We start from the raw sequence: 19,812 nt of genomic DNA, 5'->3' as shown, positions 1-19,812 counted from the left end.
TAAATGTAACTAAACTATTTTAGCGGTGGTTAAAGCAAGTAAGAGAAAAATACAAGTTGGAAGTACTACCCCCTTCTTCCTGAAAATTTTAGATTATTAATTAAAAAGATATCGATGATTATAACTCATTTGTTATAATTATTGAGGATAAATTATTGTTCAATAATTAATGGGGAAAATTATGAATGCAGTAGAGTCCAAAAAGATATGGCTTTCTTCACCACATATGGGGGGGACAGAACAGAGCTATGTTAAACAGGCATTTGATACTAATTGGGTAGCACCTTTGGGACCAAACGTTGATGGTTTTGAAAATGACATCGAGAATTATCTCGGAGAAAGTACTAATGTAGCAGCTCTAAGTTCGGGGACTGCAGCGCTGCATTTAGGACTTAAGTTACTAGGAGTAACATCTGGAGATGAAGTGTTGTGTCAAAGTATGACGTTTGCAGCTTCGGCAAATCCTATAGTGTATCTTGGTGCTAAACCTATTTTTATTGATAGTGAAGAACAGACTTGGAATATCTGTCCTGAACAGTTAGAAATAGCTATAAAAGATAGGATAGCAAAAAAAGGTAAGAAACCAAAAGCAATTATTGCTGTTCATTTATATGGTATGCCATATAAAGTTGATGAAATCCATAAGATAGCTTCAGAATACGAAATTCCAGTTTTGGAAGATAGCGCAGAGTCTTTAGGGAGTTCTTTTCACGATATAAAGTGTGGAACCTTTGGAGATATTGCAATACTTTCTTTTAATGGGAATAAAATAATTACTACTTCTGGAGGAGGTGCATTAATTGCAAAAAATCTTGAGCTTAAAAACAAAGCGATATTTCTAGCTACACAAGCAAGAGATAATGCTCCACATTATGAACATACTGAAATCGGTCATAACTATAGAATGAGTAATATCATTGCAGGAATAGGAAGAGGGCAGATGGAAGTATTAGACAAACATGTTACTAATAGACGGAATAATTTTAGTTTTTATAAAAATAACCTAGTTGATTTTGACGAAATTAAGTTTTTGGACGAACCATCTGGTTTTTACTCTAATAGATGGCTATCCTGTATAGAAACTTCTTCTTTTGAAACAAGAGAAAAGTTAAGGTTAGCTTTAGGAAAAGAAAATATAGAATCCCGACCACTATGGAAACCCATGCATCTTCAACCTGTTTTTGCAGATTGTGATGTCTACCTCAATGGAATTTCTGATGACCTATTTGATCGAGGCCTTTGCTTACCCAGCGGGTCTAATCTTGAAGAAGAAGATTTATTTAGAATTGTATCGGTAATTAAAAAAGTATTGAGATGATTAAGGATTACATAATTAATAACTCGCATAAGCACGCGTCTAAATGGCTTGTATTATCTATTGATATTGCAATCACTATTTTTAATTTCTTTTTAGCTTACGTAGTTAGATTTGGAATTACATTTGATTTTGATCTAACTAACTTTATATATCAGGTTCCGGTTATGACTGCTTTAGCAGGAATTAGTTTTTTACTAATTGGATCTTATAAAGGTGTTGTTAGACATACCGGTATGAGAGATGCTTATAATCTGTTTTTGGCTGTTACTATATTGATAGCTTTGAGTGGAGCATTAATGGTTTCTAGTAGATTATCATTAATGCCTGAGCTTTTAAATATTCCAGTTTCCATTATATGTGTACATTATTTATTAAATATTATCACACTTACCACAAGTCGTTTGATTTTTAAATACTGTTATTTATATGTAAAATCAAAATTGGGAGACTCTTCAAGAGTTATGATTTATGGTGCTGGAGATTCCGGTTTGATAACATTGGCAGCGATAACAAATGATTCTCATAAATCTGTTACTGTTGTTGGATTCATCGATGATAACCCGCAAAAAGTTGGGAAAACTATTAATGGTATCAAGGTATATCGTTCAGAAGCAATTACTCAAAATTATATTACAAAGCATAATATTACAGAGATTGTTGTCTCTATTCCGCATATAGATAAACTTCGTTTGTCTAAAATATCTGATAATTTACTTAAGTTACCAGTAAAAGTTAAGATTATACCTGCAATCAATGATTGGATTGATGGGAAACTAAATGTTTCTCAAATTAAACAAATTCAAATTGAGGACTTGTTAGATAGAGCACCGATTGCTTTAGAAAACCAAAATATCAAAAGAGAACTTGATAATAAGGTTATTCTGATTACAGGTGCAGCTGGTTCTATTGGAAGTGAGATAGTTAGACAAGCTTCATTTTATACTTATAAGCATCTAGTATTAGTAGATCAAGCAGAATCACCTTTATATGATTTACAACAGGAATTATTAAGTAAAGGGGTTACTAATTTTACACCAATTGTTGCTGATATAAGAGATCATCAGCGTATTGAAACAATATTTGATAGGTTTAAACCTAATATGGTATTTCACGCTGCGGCATATAAACACGTGCCTTTAATGGAAAATAATCCGTGTGAAGCAATTAAAATTAATGTTTTAGGAACTAGAAAATTGGCAGATTTATCTTGTGAATATGGAGTGGATAAATTTGTGTTCGTTTCAACAGATAAGGCTGTTAATCCTACAAATGTAATGGGAGCTACGAAAAGAGTCGCTGAAATGTATATAAAATGTTTGCATAGAACAAGCAAGACTAAATTTATTACAACGCGATTTGGAAACGTTCTAGGATCTAATGGTTCTGTGATTCCATTGTTTAAGAAACAAATAGATAAAGGAGGTCCACTTACTGTTACGCATAAAGACGTTACGCGTTTCTTTATGACCATTCCAGAAGCATCTCAATTAGTAATTGAAGCTGGTACAATGGGTAATGGAGGTGAGATTTTTATTTTTGATATGGGAGAGTCGGTGAAAATATTTGACTTAGCTAAAAAAATGATTCGATTATCTGGACTTAATTACCCAAATGATATTGATATAGAAATAACTGGTTTAAGACCTGGTGAAAAATTATACGAAGAGCTTTTAGCTGATACTGAGAATACTTTACCTACGTATCATAAAAAAATTATGATAAGTAAGCATGATAATGATGATTGTCTATTAGTAATGGATAAGATTGATGATCTATGTATAATGAACTTATTTAATCAGGATCACAAAATTGTAGGGAAGCTTAAAGAAATTGTTCCAGAATTTATTTCTAAGAATTCTACTTTTGAAAGCATAGATATCAAAAACAACGAAATTGATAATAAAGAACAAAAAGTACTAGTTTAGTCTTCTTTTTAAAATAGTTGCTATAAACAAGAATATTATTATACTTTTGTTTGTAGATCAAAATGCCCTAAAGAATTTAAAATATGCATTCATACAAGTTTTTACTTTTATTAGTAGTATCATCATTTGTTTTTTCTTGTAAAACACCTACAGACGTTGTCTATTTTCAGGAATCAAAAGATTTAGAAAAAATTAAATCTACTAATTCATTTACGCCAGTTTTTAAAGTGGATGATGTGGTAAGTATTTTAGTTTCTGCAACCGATATGGATGCTGCAAGACCATTTAATTTAATGCAAGGTGCTAGTTTACCTTCTCCGTCTGGTGATAATACAGGATCATCAAATGGAAATGGAGGAGTAGAACCGACATATTTAATTGATGAAGAAGGAAATATTGATTTTCCAGTGTTAGGGAAATTAAAGATATCTGGTTTAACTAGGGTTCAGATTAAGGATATGTTAAAGGAGAAACTTAAGATATATATTAAAGATCCAATTGTAAATGTTAGGCTTAAAAACTTTAAGATAACAGTTATTGGTGAAGTAGGACAACCAGGTTCTTTCACAATTCCTAATGAAAGAATAACAATTATCGAAGCTATTGGTTTAGCAGGAGACTTAACTATTATGGGGAAAAGAGGTAACGTTATGGTTATTCGTGAGAATGATGGAGTTAATACCTATCATAAGGTAGATCTTACTTCTAAATCTATTTTTGATTCTCCAGTTTATTATTTGGCTCAGAATGATGTGTTATATGTAGAACCTAATGATGCTAGAATAAAGAGCTCTAAAGGGCAGGATAAAACAGTAGGAATTGTTTTGAGTGTGATAAGTGTAGGTTTAGCTGCATTAGCACTTATTTTAAGATAGTCAATATATGATTTCTAATAATAATCCCGAGAATATTACTGATAACAGCACTTTTGTAAATCCACCAAAGTCAAGTTTCAATTTTAGAGATGAGATTTTAAAGTATGTAAAGAAATGGTATTGGTTTTTGTTAAGTGTTATTGTTTTTGGAACTTTAGCATATTTACACGTACGTTATACAATTCCTCAATACAATGTATCCGGTACAATTTTGATTTCTCAAGAAGAAAGTGTGAGTGAGTCAGAATTATCAGCTTTCAAGGATCTTGGGCTGCTTGATGATTCCAAGAATAAAATAGAAAATGAGATTCAGATAATAAAGTCTAGAACGCTTCTGACTAATGTTGTAAATAATTTGAAACTAAATGTTCAATATTTTACTAAAGGAAGAGTTGTCGAATCTGAAAATTATCCAAAGTCACTGATTGAAATTAATTTTTTATCAGCGGATTCAATAGTTCATACAAAATCAAAAGATTTCAGAGTACTTATTAATTCGCAGACTTCGTTTTCTTTTGTAGATAAAGAAGGACAAAAATTAAGTGATCATTCTTTTGGTAAAACAATCAATACAAGCATAGGGGATGTTGTAATTACTCCAAATGTGGATGGTATAGAATCTAATAAGGGGAAGGTAATTCATATTAAGATTACACCTGTAAATATAGTAGCCCAGAGTTATAGAAATAAACTATCAGTTATTACAATTGGTAAAGGATCTTCAATTGTAAAATTATCGTTAAACGACCCTGTTAAAGAAAAGGCAAAAGATATAATTAATGATTTGGTAGAGGAGTATAATAAATCTACTATTGAAAATAAGAAATTGACATCTGCACGAACAGCAGGATTTATCAATGAAAGATTAGATCTAATCTCTGGAGATTTATCCGAAGTGGATGATGAAGCAGCAGGGTATAAGTCAAAATTTGGCTTAACTAACGATGTGTCTGCACAAACACAAAGAGTTGCTGATATCGACTCAAGAAATCTGCAAGAAATTAATAGGTACGAAACACAATTAAGAAAAATTGAATCTACAAGACGTTTTGTACTTAGTCAAGATGGAAAATATGACATATTACCATCCACACTTGGTTTTGATGATCCATCCATAACATCTACTGTAGCTCGCTATAATGGTTTGATAAGTCAACGTAAAAGATTATTAAAATCATCTAGTGAACAAAATCCGGTGGTTGTCAATATAGATGAGCAAATAGGTTCTTTAAGACAAGGATTAATTGCTAGTTTAAATGGAGCAAAAAATTCTATTAATATTAGTTTAAATAGTTTAAGGACTCAAGATAAATATTTTAGTGGTCAATTGTATAATGCACCATTAAGACAAAAAGAATTAACTGCTATTGGTAGAGAACAAGGTATAAAAGAACAGTTGTATTTATATTTATTGCAAAAACGTGAAGAAGCTGAAATTACCAGTCATATCACATTATCTAATGCACGAGTTATAGATAAAGCTTCTACATTGGGTTCTTACCCAGTTTCTCCAAATAAGAAAATGATTTATTTTGGAGCCATATTTTTTGGATTTGCATTGCCTTTTTTGATTATTTATTTATTAGATCTGTTCAATACTAAAGTAAATTCTAGAGAGGATTTAGAAAGATCACTATCTATGCCAATTCTAGGAGCTATACCAAAGACTAAGAGTAAGAAAAGTAAAATTGTAGTCTCTAGAAATAGTAGATCATCTATTGCTGAAGCATTTAGGATTCTAAGAACAAATCTTGGTTTCTTAATGGCAGGCACAAATAAGAAAACAGGTAAAGTTATTTTTGTTACTTCTACTATCTCAGGAGAAGGTAAAACTTTGGTTTCATCTAATCTAGCGAAGACATTAGCAATATCAGGGAAAAAGGTGGCATATTTAGGAACTGATTTCCGGGATCCGAAGTTTCATAACTTTTTTGAACTGCAAAAGGGTAAAGATACTCCTGGGTTCACGAATTTTATTATGAACTTAGATATCAAGCCAGAAGATGTAGTTTATGAGCAAGGGGAGAACGATCCTCTTTTTGTTATTCCTTCTGGAGTGATTCCTCCGAATCCGGCCGAACTGTTAATGAATGATCGAGTTAAAGAAATGTTCGAGTATTTAGGCGATAATTATGATTATATCGTAGTTGATACCGCACCAGTGAGTTTGGTTACTGACACCTTGTTAATTGGACATTTCGCTGATCTAAGTATTTATATTGTAAGAGAAAATTATTCAGATAAAAGAATACTTCAAGTTCCAGAAAATTTCTATAGAGAAAAACGATTACCTAATATGGCAGTATTACTAAATGCCGCAGGTGATAAAGTTGGGTATGGATATGGGTACGGATATGGAGCAAAAGACTAACTAAAAGAGAGATTCTTTTTCATTAATGCCGATATTTTATCGGCATTTTTTGGTAAAAAACCTTTTTCAAGAATTGCGAACTGATGATAATTGTGAACATCAGACCCGGCAAAATCATAAAAACCTTCCGTAAGTAATTTTATAGCTTTATCCTTGACTTTTTCTCCATAAAATCCAGAAATTGAAAGTAAATTAAGTTGAAATAAAAAACCAGATTCCTTTAATTCAGTGTACTTCTCCATATGATCCTGATAAAAAGAATAACGTTCTGGATGTGCTAAAATGGGGGAGAACCCTGCTAGTTTGATTTCGAAAAGAAGTTCATTTAAATTAATAGGAGCACTAAAAGTGGACATTTCAACCAATACATATTTTTCATATAAGGCAATGATATCTTTTTCTTTTATTCTTTTGTAGAATAAATCATCTAGCATGTACTCTGCACTAGCTTCTAAAACAACATCGATATCTAACGAAGATAAAATCCGTTCCATTTCGAGATGTTTGCTTTTTATTGTTTCTGTGGTATTTGGCCACACCTCTTGCATAACATGCGGTGTGGTTATAATTTTTTTTACTCCTAAGTTAGTAAACTGTTCAATGATGTAGGCAGATTGATATACCGTTTTGACTCCATCATCTATGTTAGGTAATAAATGGGAGTGTATATCTACATAACCTTGCGGAATGATTTCTTTAAGATGAATCTCTTTCTTTGATAAAAAATGCAACGTGTTCGTTCTTGTTTTGGGGTTAATTAAAGTAATATACTTTAATCTGAGATGTAAGTATCCCTTAATAGCTTACATCAAGTTACTTACAAAAGTAAAGATTATTAGACGTAAAAAAAACTGCCTAGGAAGTAAAACCTCTTAAACAGTTTTCGGATTATTGAAATATGCTTCTTTTTAATGTCTAGTAATATCTCCAGACCCTGAAACTTTTTTGTCTTCTTTTTCTGGATTCCCTTGATAATCAATATCTCCAGATCCCGTTACACGAGCTTTTAGAAAATGAGTTGATGTTAGTTTTATGTCTCCAGAACCTGTTACAGATGCATCTACATTTTTTGCTTTTAAATCATAGGCTCTTACATCTCCAGAACCAGTCACGTTTAATTCTAAGTTTTCTGCAGAGCCTTTTAATGTTAAATCGCCACTACCGGAAACAGACCCTTCTAATTCCTTAGCTTGTACTTCTAAACCAACATCTCCTGATCCAGATACTCTGGTTTCAAAAGATTCAGCTTTGATAATGTCTTTAGAATAGATGTCACCTGATCCAGATAAACTTACCTTAGAGATATCTTTAAAAGGTACTGTTATTAGTATTATTTTATTTCTACTTGGCTTTAAATAATATTCTTTTTCCACATAGATTTTTAAAACATCACCATCAACTTCGGTCATTACGTGTGGAATTAAATTACTTTCAGCTTCTATTTTAATATTTCCTTCTGTTCCAGAAACTAATGCTACATCTAGACTACCTTTTAGCTTTATCTGATCATAACTTGAAAGATTCCTTGTTTTGGTGACCACATTACCATTACCTTCTATTTTCTTGCCTTTTCCCCACCATTGTGCATTTACTGACGTAATACTAGATAATGCTAAGGCTAAAATGATTGTTACTGTTCTCATAATTGATTGAATGTTTGAATTAATTTTTTCTTAGTTTCACTCCACCATAACTGGTAGAAATATCGATAGAATTTCCACTGTTTTTTTCTCCGTGATATCCTCTATAATCTTTACTAGAGTTTTCTTTATTCTTTTTCATTACATTAATACTGTCATCAAGATTAATTCCTCCATACGAAGTTTTGATAACAAAATCAAAATTTAGATTAGAATCATACCCAATACCTACACTGGTATAATCAGTTCTAATATTTACATTATTAGTTGTAGATTCTAAGTTTTTAATATCTATGGACCCGTAATCAGAATTAATGGTTACGCTATTACTAATACTACCAATGTTGGTATCCAAGTAATCACCATTTCCTTTAAATACACCTGCATTTTCCACCTTTAAACTTCCATAATCACAGTTGTAATTAAGTTCTTTAACGTTTTTGATTTTTGATTTTGTGTAATCTGCATTGAGTAAAATTTCACCTCCCATTTCTAAGGTAAAATCGGAATAGTCAGCATTAATTTTTCCATTTTTCATATATTTTATAGTACTATTATTGGTGTAGTCGATGCCAATGTAGTTATCTTCTCCTAATAGTTCTCCAAGAATGACTTGACCATAGTCACAACTTATTTTTGCATTTCCTTTGGTTTTATCAAGAGTAATACTTCCATAGTCATTACTTAGATCTACGTTGTTTGTAGCTGGAACTTTTACTGTATAATTGATTTCCAATTTCAGATTATTTCCACCCCAACTATCAGAGAATTTTGACCACCATGATTTCCCATCTTTATCAAATGTTGTCCTAGCGCTAACTACCTGCGAAGATGCATCAAAATCAACACCTATACTTTCAAGTTTTTCAATTACTTTTTCTTCATCATTTCCATTAACTTTTATATTAATTTCCATTACTATTTTATTCTGATCCCAAGAAGTAATATCCAGATTTCCATAATCGTTACTTATTTTTAATAACGCATTACTGCTAACAGGAAATTCTTTTTTCAGAGATTTCTCTTTGGTATATTTTCCTTTCTTACTAAGATCACCATTGCCCAAAGAAATAGCAGGTATAAGGAATAGTAAGCATATTATTTTATAGTATATTGGTTTCATTTTCTGTTAATTTTAATTTGTTGATGTTGTTAATTTTGTCTAATACTTCTTCTAGTAAAGTAGCACGTTTCTGAAAATTCTTAATCATCGCGCTGATTACTCTTTTATCATTACTACTTTCTACTAGATCTTTTTTTAGATCTTCATAACTAGATTCTAATTTGTCTAATTGCTTCATTGCATCTGTAACTAATTCAGTTGTTTCTGCCGATGAATTTTTGTTAATTTCTTCTAGTTGTGTTTTTATTGCAACCGTAAAGAAATTCTGCGTATTCTCCATTTGAGGAGATACACTTGCTAAATCGGCTTCCTTATTAGTATTTAATATAGGAGCTATTGATATTGTACCTATCAATATCGCTATAGAAGCAGCAATGGCTAATGGTTTTATCCAATTTCTCTTCTTAGGTTTTAGAGACACAACTTTATTTTGCTTCTGCAATTTTTCTAAAAAATGTACTTTGTGATCAGTTGATGGTTCAAATACATCAAGTTGATTTTCCATTCGTTCAAATAATTTGTCTATTTCATCTTCCTTTTTCATGTAACTAATAATTTTTTACGTAAACTTTCTTTCGCGCGAGAAATGAGTGTACGACAATTAGAGTATGATATGTTTAAAATTTCGCAAATCTCTTCATAATCATATCCCTCGATTAAGTGTAATGATAATGCAGTGCTATAGCTTTCTTTTAACTCTTTTAATGTATTTAAAACTGCATTTGCCTTAAGACTAGTTAAATCTTCTCTTACAATCCCTTCTGTTTCATCTGTAAGTGCATATTCTACGGTTTCTAAAGGGACTTCGCCGTATATATTACGCTTACGAGATATTGTAAGGCTAGAATTAATAACTATTCTTTTTAACCAAGATCCAAACACACTGCTATCTTCTAACATTGATAATTTAGTAAATGCCGTTAAGAAAGCTTCTTGCATAACATCTTCAGCTTCTGCAGAGTTTTTTATAATTCTATAAGCTGTATTGTACATAGCTTTATAGTATCTATTATAAATTTCCATCTGCGCACCTTGATCTTGTCTACGGCATCTTTCTATGAGTTGCTCGGTATTTAGTTTGGTTAGTGTCAAAAATTTCAGTTTACTTTATATAAAGATATAGATAGATCTTTTTTGTTACAGTTTTAAAAATGTTTTTTTTGAAGTTTGTGGCATAACAATTGACTTATTTAAGTAGAATCAGATACAAATGCCTTATTTTGTAAGTGTTATCGGTTCTGTAATTAGATTTAATAAACTTTTAAAAAATGTCCTTTTGCTTAGATGACAAAATGACTTTGTATATATACTTATGACGAAATCCAAATTAACGACTCTTGACAGTTTGTCATTTCAAGGAATAAATGAAGATGCAGAATTAATACCTTTAATGACTCCTGAAGATGAAGAAGAAATAGATAAAGAAGAACTTCCCGAGACACTTCCTATTTTGCCATTGAGAAATACGGTTCTATTTCCAGGAGTAGTAATTCCAATTACCGCTGGTCGAGATAAATCAATTAAACTTCTTAATGAAGCAAATAATGGTAATAAAACAATTGGAGTTGTTTCTCAAAAAGAAGAAGATGTAGAAAACCCTACATCGAAGGATATAAATAAGATTGGAGTAGTAGCTCGAATCTTAAGAGTTCTTAAGATGCCTGATGGGAATACAACAGTTATTCTTCAAGGTAAAAAGAGATTTAAAATAGATGAGATCTTAGAAGAGGAACCTTATATAAAAGCAAGGGTATTAGAAGTTCCGGAAACAAGACCTTCTAAAGAGAATCAAGAGTTTAACACTATTATTGATTCTATAAAGGAATTAGCTTTAGAAATAATAAAAGAAAGCCCTAATATTCCTTCTGAAGCATCTTTTGCAATAAAAAATATTGAGAGTAATTCTTTCTTGATCAATTTTGTTTCTTCCAATTTAAATTTACCTGTTGAAGAGAAACAGAAAATTTTAGAAATAAATAATATTAAGGATAGAGCACTTGCTACGTTAAAGTATATGAATTTAGAGTTTCAAAAATTGGAACTTAGAAATGATATACAAAATAAGGTTCAGCATGACATGAGTCAGCAACAGCGCGAATATTTTCTTCATCAACAGATGAAAACTATTCAAGAAGAGTTAGGTGGTGTATCTCATGAAGATGAGATAGAGGAGATGCAGGCAAGAAGTAAGGATAAGAATTGGGATGAAAAAGTAAAGAAACATTTTGACAAAGAATTGTCCAAAATGCGTCGTATGAATCCGCAAGTTGCTGAATATTCTATTCAACGTAATTATCTGGATCTATTTTTAGATCTACCTTGGAATGAGTTTAGTAAAGATAAATTTGATCTAAAACGTGCAAAGAAAATTTTAGATAGAGACCATTATGGATTGGATGAAGTAAAAAAACGTATCATAGAGTATTTAGCTGTTCTAAAACTTCGGAATGATATGAAATCACCAATACTTTGTCTTTATGGCCCTCCAGGAGTTGGTAAGACTTCGTTAGGAAAATCTATCGCCGAAGCATTAGGAAGAGAATATGTGCGTATATCATTAGGTGGATTACGTGATGAAGCAGAAATTAGAGGACATAGAAAAACTTATATAGGTGCAATGCCTGGTCGTATTATCCAAAGCCTTAAAAAAGCAGGTACTAGCAACCCCGTATTTGTTTTGGATGAAATTGATAAGCTTTCTGTTGGGAATCAGGGAGACCCTTCTTCTGCTTTATTAGAAGTTCTTGATCCTGAACAAAACTCTGAGTTCCATGATAATTTTTTAGAAATGGGATTTGATCTTTCTAAAGTAATGTTTATTGCTACTTCCAATAGCCTTAATACTATACAACCAGCATTAAGAGATCGTATGGAAATTATTAATGTGACTGGATATACGATAGAGGAAAAAGTTGAAATTGCTAAGCAACATTTATTGCCTAAGCAATTGGTGGAGCACGGACTTGATAAGTCTCATTTAAAAATCGGAAAAGTACAATTAGAAAAAATTGTAGAAGGATATACAAGAGAATCTGGTGTTCGTGGACTAGAAAAACAAATTGCTAAAATGGTACGATTCGCTGCTAAAAACATAGCAATGGAGGAGTCGTATAATGTAAAAGTAAGTAATGATGATGTCGTAGAGGTTTTGGGTGTTCCTAGATTAGAACGTGATAAATATGAAAACAATGAAGTAGCGGGTGTGGTTACAGGATTGGCTTGGACTAGTGTAGGAGGAGATATATTATTCATAGAATCCATACTTTCTAAAGGAAAAGGTAGCCTTACTATTACAGGTAATTTAGGAAAGGTAATGAAAGAATCTGCAACAATAGCTATGGAGTATATTAAAGCCAATGCGGATATTCTAGGGGTTAATCAGGATATTTTTAGTAATTACAACGTTCATATTCATGTTCCGGAAGGAGCAACTCCAAAAGATGGTCCAAGTGCAGGGATTACTATGCTTACTTCTTTAGTGTCATTGTTTACACAAAGAAAGGTAAAGAAAAGTATTGCTATGACTGGTGAGATAACTTTAAGAGGTAAAGTTTTACCTGTAGGTGGAATTAAAGAAAAAATCTTAGCAGCAAAAAGAGCTCATATAAAAGAAATATTGTTATGTGCGGACAATAAAAGGGATATAGATGAGATAAAAGCAGAATACCTTAAAGGGTTAAAGTTTCATTATGTTAAAGAAATGAGTGAAGTTTTAGAATTGGCCTTAACTAAAAGTAAGGTTAAGAATGCTAAGAAATTATAATCTTTGATTTTCATTTAGAACTAATAGTTATTTTTTTATTAAAATAATTATTCGCTGTAGCTCTTGATCTCAATGGATTCTTTTAGTTTTCAGTGAATTAAAATTAAAAATAATAACAAATTAGTGTAACAATATTTAGTGATGTTCGTCATATAGATGTAAACAGTAGAGAAATCAACAAAATCTATTATTAGATAAAAAAGTTGAATACATACTTAGAGGGGATTAATCCTGATACATCTTGGGATTGATGCTTTTTAGAAAAAGTATCTAATTTGACTACAATCAAAAAGCGAGATTCACTTTACTAAATAATTACAAGTTCGAACAATATTTTTTTGAGCGTTTATCCTGATACTCCTTGGGATGAGCGCTTTTCTAATTTAATAAGGTAAATAAGACTATTTTAGGTTACTTTTTTTGAGGTTTACACGCAACTGTAAGTTGTATAAATGTGTTACTTTTAAAATGTAAACCAGACTTTATTTTATTAATTCATGTTTTTGTCAACCAACATATATATTACACATGAAAATCTCTTAAAACCTTAAGTTAAAATGTCACACCTATATAACAGTCTAAAATGACGATTCCTCAATAGGTTCATTAGCTAGAAAAGTTTTGGTTAAACGGGATTGTTTCCAGATACAATCCCGTTTTTATTTATTATAACTCCTATATGCTAAAAAATATTACTATTCTTGCATATTATGAATATTGTCCCGGAAATCAACACTCAAAGATTAGCAATAAAACTTAAGCCTTCTGCAGAAAAGATGGTAAAACGGGGACATCCTTGGGTTTTCGAGAATAGCATAGTCAAGCAAAGTATTCAGGGAAATGCAGGTGATTTGGCTATAATTTATGATAACAAAAAAAACACAATTATAGCGATTGGGTTGTACGATCCTTATTCTCCAATTAGGATTAAATTGATTCAATTTAAGAAAGCTGCTCAGATAAATAATGAGTGGTTCAGTGATAGAATCCAAAGTGCCTATAATCTTAGGAAAGAATTATTAGAAACAAAAACGAATAGTTATAGATTAGTGTTTGGTGAGAATGATCAAATGCCGGGTTTTATAGCGGATGTTTATGATAGTGTCTTGGTAATAAAACTATATTCTCATATTTGGTTTCCATATATTAATTGGATCATACCTCATTTAATAAAACAAACGGGATGTGAAACTGTTGTAATACGATTAAGTAGATCTTTACAAACAACAGGTGAAACATACAACCTGAAGGATGGTCAGGTAGTTTTTGGGAGTTTAGAGAATGAAGTAATCGTATTCGAGGAACATGGTGTTTTATTTTCGGCTAATGTAATTAAAGGCCATAAGACGGGATATTTTTTAGATCATAGACATAATAGAAAGAAAGTAGGAGATCTTTCTAATGGAAAAACTATACTAGATGTGTTTTCTTATGCAGGAGGATTCTCTGTACACGCACTAGCAGGTGGTGCAACAGAAGTTGTTAGTTTGGATATTAGTAAGCAAGCTTTAGAAATGGCTAAGCATAATGCTTCGTTAAATAAACACTTAGGAAGACATAGTATCATTGCAGCAGACGCCTTTGATGGTTTGCAAACGTTGATAAAAAAGAAAAAGAAATTTGATGTTGTTGTGATTGATCCTCCATCTTTTGCGAAAAGAGAGAGTGAAATAGCTAAAGCTAAGAATAGTTATGCTAGATTAGCTAGATTAGGAGTACAGTTGGTTAATAAAAACGGGATTTTAGTTTTAGCTTCCTGTTCTTCAAGAGTTAAGGCAGAAGATTTTTTTAATATCTGTGATGAAAACATTTCTGGTTTTGGAAAAAAAATTGATGTATTAGAAAAGACTTTTCATGACATAGATCATCCGATCACTTTTGAAGAAGGGGCTTATCTAAAATGTGTGTATTATAAAATTAAATAATAAGGATTTGTTACGAGACTCTGAACCTGGCTGAAGCACAATTGTCTCACGTATGAAATACTCCAACCAATATTTAAGTTCAGATATTATTTATTAATGTTTTCCAAAAACGTGGACTTTTGCTCTTTTGTTAGATAAATTTTTCGTGTCGTAAAAAAACGTTATATCCCTAATTATTCGTTTGTTTCCTTTTAAATCAATAACTCGAGTTGCTCCTCCTTTAGTAAAGTTCTTTTTTACTTGTATTTCTTGTTTTTCTCCATTTCCGTACTGTACAATTATTCTATACATGTTTAAAGAGCCATTAGTAACTTTAACTTTTAGTTTTTTAAAAGCACCATTTTTTGCTGTTATCTTAATTACATCTTTATCGATTTTATATTTTACAGTTCTCGATCCTAAATGCTCCCATTTTATTTTAGCTGAAGTAAAGCTGCTTCCCACTAAAAATAGTATCATTAAAAATGGTAATACTAATTTTTGAGTTTTTCTATTTTTCATAATTCGATATTTTAGTGTTTAGTAGTAAGACCAATTAAAGAAGAAAAGGTTTAATTACGATTTTTACACAAAAAAACAGGCTGCATATATTATATATGCAGCCTTCTTAAATATGTAGTAAAGGATTATCCTTTAATATAAGATGTTTAGTGCGGTTTTGTCGCTATCAGTAAATTCTCCATCTTCGTTAGCACTAAAACATGCTAACATAATAGAATCTTCATAAGCTGATGTAGGTGTTCCTGGAATCCAAATTGCAGGTGGTTCTGCAGGTAAAGGACCAGAGTAACCACAACTTTGACGATTGTACCAATCTTGATGTCTTAATCCAAGACAATGACCTATTTCGTGACCAATTACATGTTCATTCACATTGGTTGTGAATGCATCAGTTCCGGAGTTGATTCTGACCCATTTATATGGTTGGCCCAATGTATTTGGAAAACCCGCATTTCCACCTCCACCTGCTACATTTATTTTATAAACTACCATATCCGCAGTGCTAAAATCTGTGCCAAATGTTAGATTGAAATTTAAACTATTTGATAATGCGTTGTAATTATTAACTGCCCAGCGTAATGCGGTTTGCATTTTAGAAGTTAAAGCAAAGTTTCCTCCTGTGTATCCTAAAATATCAATATTTCTATAGTTTGAGGATACTAAATTACTATCTCTATATTGTTTATTATCTCCTTCTAGAGGTTTTAATTCTGAATAAGAATCCAAATCATTAGACGGGATAAGAATATCACCTGATACTAAATAAATATCTTTTTTACCATCTAGAGTAGTTATTTCTTCTATAGTAACATTATCAATATTTACTCCCATGTTGAATAACTTATCTAGTTGTTCTTTTGTAGGTTCTTTGTTAATTCCTTGTACTTCTTCAGTAATTTCTTTCTTTTGACAAGAAAAGATAGTTCCTAAGATAATAGTGTAAAACAATAATATTTTAATTTTTTTCATAGTGATACATTTTAATTAGTTTAAATTTTATCAAAAGGTTTTTGTGGATATTCATTTAAATGATCTAAAGTTTTAAATGAAAAATATTTAGGGGTAGTTATATAATACTCATATAAAATGATATTATACGTGCTTTTTCATTTTCAAAAGTACCTTTATGAGATAAATAAAAACAGGGTTATATAACCCATGTTGATGGGTTAATTCCCTTTGTTTCAGTATGAAGAAATAAATAGGAGTAAAAAACACTAATTACTCTACCTTGGTATAATTTTCTGATTGAGAGTAATGACCATTTTCATCTATTGTTATTTGTTGGTAGGATTTTTTATCCAAGATTAATTCAAATTTAAATACTTGAGTGGTATCTACTATTTCCATCATTGGCCCGGAGGCGTACTCTAATCTTTCTTCGAGGATATTACCTTTAATAGAATAGGTGCCATATCCAAACCATTCATTACTATCTGCAGGATCAAACCTAGTCCACATTACTTTTCCTTTGCTATACATTTTTACTTGTCGATACCCATTGGGGTTTAAAATAGTATCAGAAACTTCATTATGATCATCATATAGAAATTGATGTTTTAAATCCCAAACACCTTCTAAATCGAAATTATTGATTTCAGAAGATGTGTTACTATTATTAATTGAACTAGTAGAGAATATGCTTAGAATAATTAAAAAGAAAAGTTTCATAACAGAGTGATTTATGGATTGGACATCAATAAGTTACGAAAAATTTATGATTTTTTTGTTTTAAACTGCCTTTATAATTTCTTTAGTAGAGATTGTGAATAAGAATTTGATAACATACATAAGAAAGTAATAAAAGTATAGTTCATAAGAGGTAAATTTGGAATAGAAAAAATGTTACCTGTATTATTTAGAAGTACAGGGAGTTCCAAAATAGAAATCTTATATGACTGAATACGTCTTGTTAACTGATGAACAAACCTATTTTGTAGAATATTTAATAGGAGAGTTGATATTATCCAATAGTATTAGTGAAGCAATGAAGTTTAATGATGAGCATTTAGCTCTAAAATTTAAAAAGATGTTGCATAGCTCTTGTAAATTGACTACAAGCGTTAATACATACATTGATTAGAATATTTTATTGCATAGTAGTATTTTATAATAAGTATCTGGATAGTAATTTATGTTTTAGGTTGTAATTGTACGAATGCAAATGAAAAAAAGGGATGTGTATATCATACACATCCCTTTTTTATGAAATTTCATTTTTTTTAATTTGATGATAACATCGCGAAGAACTTATCAAGATTTGGTAATAAAACAATTCTTGTACGTCTATTAATAGCCATATTCTCTTCAGTATCATTTTCTACTAACGGTTGGTAGCTACTTCTTCCTGAGGCGATTAACTTAGCTGGATCAACATTGTACTGTTTTTGTAGTAATCTAGTAATAGAAGTTGCTCTTTTAACACTTAAGTCCCAGTTGTCTTCTAAAGCTGGAGTACTTATTGTTCTTGGATCAGTGTGACCTTCTATCATCACATCAAGACTAGGTTCAGAATTAATTACTTGTGCTAATTTTTCTAATATATCATTAGCTTTGTTACTAACTCTATAGCTTCCGCTATTAAATAACATCTTGTCAGAAATAGAAATCATAACAACAGTGTTGTCAATATCAATAGAGATATCTTCGTCTTCTTTTAGACTGTCATCTAAAGAACTTTTTAAATTATGTGAAACAGCAAGGTTCATAGAATCTTCAAGAGTTCTTGCTCCTTGAAGTTTTTCTGGATCAACTTTAGCTAATGTTTCTTTCATTTTCTCTTTAGTGTTGTTCGAGATTACAGCAAGGTTATCCACCATTACCATTTTTTCATTATTAGAATCTTTTAATGAATTTATTTTTGCGTTATAATCAGCTACTCTTGATTCGATCTTTGCAAATTTAGATTCTAACTCTTCTTTTTCTACTGTGGTTTTCTGTAATGTACTACGCGTGTTATTTAGATCCTCTTCTAAGGCTAAATACTTCTTTTTCGATACGCAAGATGTGGTCATTAAAGCTCCCGATAATGCGATTAGTGTGAATACTTTTTTCATGGTTATTTAATTAATCTATTATACCTAGTTAAAACTACATGTTCTATGTTTTATTATAATTTTACCTACTAAACTTTTCACATCAAATTCTTAAAATTTGTTAAAAAAAATTGCTAAAATTAGTATACCGTACTATTTTTACGGTAAATTTATCATCGATTTTTTTGTAATAAATTGAATTGCAATGATTTAGTTTTTTAGTCTCTATTACTGAAGAATATAATATTAGGTTAATAACTAATTATAGTTGTAACGAGACAATAAATAAATCGTCTTATAACAAACGAAACGCCCAGAATGAACTTTGCTTTAGAATTTAAACTTTTGGAATTTCATGTTTTTAAATAAAGAAAAACTAGTTTTATTAATACTGTTATTGTGTGTTTCATTAGAAACAATTGTTGCACAACAATTTAATCAAGAAAGTACTAAAGTACTTAAGGATCATAAGGTATTAGTATTGAATGGAGATATTACATATTTACCTATATATAAGGTTAACAGAGCAAACATTGTTGCCTCTATTATTAAGGATACCTTAGATAAAAAGGATTTTAATAAAGTGTATAAAGAAGATTGGAGCACTACTGTATTTAATACCTATTGGAGGAATAAACAAAATAAGCGTCCTTTTTCACTACATTTTGCAGATACCGTATTTGCTTCACCTGTAGAGCACAAAATGGTGGTAACTTCTAGATATGGATGGAGAAGAGGTAGACCCCATCAAGGAATTGATATTGATCTTAAGACGGGAGATAATGTAAGGTCATTGCTAAAAGGTAAAGTTAGATATGCCAGACGTCACGGTGGCCATGGTAAAACTGTTGTCATACGACATGATAATGGTTTAGAAACTGTGTATGCACACCTTTCGAAATATTTGGTTAAAGAAAATGATATTGTAGAAAAAGGTCAGATTATTGGTAAAGGAGGGGTTTCGGGTAATGCGCGAGGTAGTCATTTACATTTAGAAGTTCGATATCATGGTAAAAGTATTCATCCCGAATATCTTTTCGACTTTTCTCCAGGTACAAAAATAAGATCAGATGATATTGTTGTTACCAAAAAATGGATAACTCCAAGATCTCACAGATCCACTAGGCAGAGCAAAATTGTGGTTCAAACAGATATAGAAGAAATCACTAATGAAATTGAAAATCCTACAAAAAGCATATATGTTGTAAAAAAGGGTGATACGCTTCATGGTATCGCAAGAAAACATGACGTTCAAGTTTCAGAGATATGTAAAATAAATGAGATTAGATATAATTCTGTCCTTAATGTAGGACAAGAAATCGTGATCTATTAAAAA

The 19,812-nt window shown here is 31.0% G+C and carries 17 protein-coding genes; 8 read left to right on the top strand and 9 right to left on the bottom strand.

From position 1 onward, the window contains the following. Window positions 1-181: 181 nt before the first annotated feature. From BMY33_RS03615 to BMY33_RS03600, 4 genes are all read left to right on the top strand, one after another. Window positions 182-1,318, top strand: a complete 1,137-nt coding sequence (locus BMY33_RS03615) for a DegT/DnrJ/EryC1/StrS family aminotransferase (protein ID WP_091406084.1) — start codon at window positions 182-184, stop codon at window positions 1,316-1,318. Further along, window positions 1,315-3,243 carry a polysaccharide biosynthesis protein gene (locus tag BMY33_RS03610; protein ID WP_091405718.1) on the top strand — a complete coding sequence of 643 codons (1,929 nt, stop codon included), beginning with the start codon at window positions 1,315-1,317 and terminating at the stop codon, window positions 3,241-3,243. Before BMY33_RS03615 ends, BMY33_RS03610 begins: the two co-directional genes overlap by 4 nt. 83 nt (window positions 3,244-3,326) lie before the next feature. Further along, window positions 3,327-4,118 (top strand): polysaccharide biosynthesis/export family protein, encoded by a 792-nt coding sequence (locus tag BMY33_RS03605; RefSeq protein WP_091405715.1) that lies wholly within the window; start codon window positions 3,327-3,329, stop codon window positions 4,116-4,118. Window positions 4,119-4,125: 7 nt separating this feature from the next. Beyond that, entirely contained in the window at window positions 4,126-6,489 is a 2,364-nt protein-coding gene (locus BMY33_RS03600) for a GumC family protein (RefSeq protein WP_091405712.1), read from the top strand. Here BMY33_RS03600 and BMY33_RS03595 read toward each other — a convergent pair. The 5 genes from BMY33_RS03595 to BMY33_RS03575 all read right to left on the bottom strand — a co-directional run bounded on the left by BMY33_RS03595 (window position 6,486) and on the right by BMY33_RS03575 (window position 10,344). Beyond that, a complete protein-coding gene (locus BMY33_RS03595) occupies window positions 6,486-7,220 on the bottom strand; it encodes a tyrosine-protein phosphatase (protein ID WP_091405708.1) in 735 nt (244 codons plus the stop codon). The two genes, BMY33_RS03600 and BMY33_RS03595, sit on opposite strands and share 4 nt — an antisense overlap. Window positions 7,221-7,397: 177 nt before the next feature. Further along, on the bottom strand, window positions 7,398-8,132 hold the full coding sequence (locus BMY33_RS03590; RefSeq protein WP_091405705.1) for a head GIN domain-containing protein: 735 nt from the start codon (window positions 8,130-8,132) through the stop codon (window positions 7,398-7,400). 19 nt (window positions 8,133-8,151) lie between these two features. Beyond that, entirely contained in the window at window positions 8,152-9,252 is a 1,101-nt protein-coding gene (locus tag BMY33_RS03585; RefSeq protein WP_091405703.1) for a DUF4097 family beta strand repeat-containing protein, read from the bottom strand. Further along, window positions 9,233-9,796, bottom strand: a complete 564-nt coding sequence (locus tag BMY33_RS03580; RefSeq protein ID WP_091405701.1) for a hypothetical protein — start codon at window positions 9,794-9,796, stop codon at window positions 9,233-9,235. Before BMY33_RS03580 ends, BMY33_RS03585 begins: the two co-directional genes overlap by 20 nt. Then, window positions 9,793-10,344, bottom strand: coding sequence for an RNA polymerase sigma factor (locus BMY33_RS03575; RefSeq protein WP_091405698.1), 552 nt, complete (start codon window positions 10,342-10,344; stop codon window positions 9,793-9,795). Before BMY33_RS03575 ends, BMY33_RS03580 begins: the two co-directional genes overlap by 4 nt. 220 nt (window positions 10,345-10,564) lie before the next feature. On the opposite strand from BMY33_RS03575, the gene lon reads away from it, so the two are divergent. After that, complete coding sequence (gene lon / locus BMY33_RS03570) at window positions 10,565-13,015, top strand: endopeptidase La (RefSeq protein WP_091405695.1); 2,451 nt, start codon at window positions 10,565-10,567, stop codon at window positions 13,013-13,015. 710 nt (window positions 13,016-13,725) lie between these two features. Continuing rightward, complete coding sequence (locus BMY33_RS03565; protein WP_091405691.1) at window positions 13,726-14,940, top strand: class I SAM-dependent rRNA methyltransferase; 1,215 nt, start codon at window positions 13,726-13,728, stop codon at window positions 14,938-14,940. 93 nt (window positions 14,941-15,033) lie between these two features. On the opposite strand, the gene BMY33_RS03560 is transcribed toward BMY33_RS03565, so the two are convergent. The 3 genes from BMY33_RS03560 to BMY33_RS03550 form a co-directional block, all read right to left on the bottom strand. Next, window positions 15,034-15,441, bottom strand: coding sequence for a DUF2541 family protein (locus tag BMY33_RS03560; protein WP_091405688.1), 408 nt, complete (start codon window positions 15,439-15,441; stop codon window positions 15,034-15,036). A 132-nt stretch (window positions 15,442-15,573) separates the two neighbouring features. Further along, window positions 15,574-16,410 carry a M57 family metalloprotease gene (locus BMY33_RS03555; RefSeq protein WP_091405684.1) on the bottom strand — a complete coding sequence of 279 codons (837 nt, stop codon included), beginning with the start codon at window positions 16,408-16,410 and terminating at the stop codon, window positions 15,574-15,576. Window positions 16,411-16,662: 252 nt separating this feature from the next. After that, the gene (locus tag BMY33_RS03550; RefSeq protein ID WP_091405681.1) at window positions 16,663-17,112 is read right to left on the bottom strand and encodes a hypothetical protein; all 450 of its coding nucleotides are present in this window, start codon (window positions 17,110-17,112) and stop codon (window positions 16,663-16,665) included. Between the two features lie 223 nt (window positions 17,113-17,335). On the opposite strand from BMY33_RS03550, the gene BMY33_RS03545 reads away from it, so the two are divergent. Continuing rightward, complete coding sequence (locus tag BMY33_RS03545) at window positions 17,336-17,524, top strand: hypothetical protein (protein WP_091405678.1); 189 nt, start codon at window positions 17,336-17,338, stop codon at window positions 17,522-17,524. Window positions 17,525-17,663: 139 nt separating this feature from the next. Here BMY33_RS03545 and BMY33_RS03540 read toward each other — a convergent pair whose 3' ends face one another. Continuing rightward, window positions 17,664-18,497, bottom strand: a complete 834-nt coding sequence (locus BMY33_RS03540) for an OmpA/MotB family protein (protein WP_091405677.1) — start codon at window positions 18,495-18,497, stop codon at window positions 17,664-17,666. A 334-nt stretch (window positions 18,498-18,831) separates the two neighbouring features. Here BMY33_RS03540 and BMY33_RS03535 point away from each other — a divergent pair, with 334 nt between their 5' ends. Then, window positions 18,832-19,809, top strand: coding sequence for a M23 family metallopeptidase (locus BMY33_RS03535; protein WP_091405673.1), 978 nt, complete (start codon window positions 18,832-18,834; stop codon window positions 19,807-19,809). Window positions 19,810-19,812 lie beyond the last annotated feature (3 nt).

This window comes from Aquimarina amphilecti (assembly GCF_900109375.1).
Lineage (GTDB): Bacteria > Bacteroidota > Bacteroidia > Flavobacteriales > Flavobacteriaceae > Aquimarina > Aquimarina amphilecti.
Note: the sequence above shows the minus strand (reverse complement) of the source record. Positions and strands in the feature narration are given on the sequence as shown.

Bases quoted from the DNA above. Each gene is read 5' to 3' on its own strand.
- BMY33_RS03560 (WP_091405688.1), bottom strand. From the start codon at position 15,441: ATGAAAAATAGAAAAACTCAAAAATTAGTATTACCATTTTTAATGATA.
- BMY33_RS03565 (WP_091405691.1), top strand. From the start codon at position 13,726: ATGAATATTGTCCCGGAAATCAACACTCAAAGATTAGCAATAAAACTT.
- BMY33_RS03545 (WP_091405678.1), top strand. From the start codon at position 17,336: ATGACTGAATACGTCTTGTTAACTGATGAACAAACCTATTTTGTAGAA.
- lon (WP_091405695.1), top strand. From the start codon at position 10,565: ATGACGAAATCCAAATTAACGACTCTTGACAGTTTGTCATTTCAAGGA.
- BMY33_RS03615 (WP_091406084.1), top strand. From the start codon at position 182: ATGAATGCAGTAGAGTCCAAAAAGATATGGCTTTCTTCACCACATATG.
- BMY33_RS03580 (WP_091405701.1), bottom strand. From the start codon at position 9,796: ATGAAAAAGGAAGATGAAATAGACAAATTATTTGAACGAATGGAAAAT.
- BMY33_RS03585 (WP_091405703.1), bottom strand. From the start codon at position 9,252: ATGAAACCAATATACTATAAAATAATATGCTTACTATTCCTTATACCT.
- BMY33_RS03600 (WP_091405712.1), top strand. From the start codon at position 4,126: ATGATTTCTAATAATAATCCCGAGAATATTACTGATAACAGCACTTTT.
- BMY33_RS03550 (WP_091405681.1), bottom strand. From the start codon at position 17,112: ATGAAACTTTTCTTTTTAATTATTCTAAGCATATTCTCTACTAGTTCA.
- BMY33_RS03605 (WP_091405715.1), top strand. From the start codon at position 3,327: ATGCATTCATACAAGTTTTTACTTTTATTAGTAGTATCATCATTTGTT.
- BMY33_RS03610 (WP_091405718.1), top strand. From the start codon at position 1,315: ATGATTAAGGATTACATAATTAATAACTCGCATAAGCACGCGTCTAAA.
- BMY33_RS03535 (WP_091405673.1), top strand. From the start codon at position 18,832: ATGTTTTTAAATAAAGAAAAACTAGTTTTATTAATACTGTTATTGTGT.
- BMY33_RS03555 (WP_091405684.1), bottom strand. From the start codon at position 16,410: ATGAAAAAAATTAAAATATTATTGTTTTACACTATTATCTTAGGAACT.
- BMY33_RS03590 (WP_091405705.1), bottom strand. From the start codon at position 8,132: ATGAGAACAGTAACAATCATTTTAGCCTTAGCATTATCTAGTATTACG.
- BMY33_RS03540 (WP_091405677.1), bottom strand. From the start codon at position 18,497: ATGAAAAAAGTATTCACACTAATCGCATTATCGGGAGCTTTAATGACC.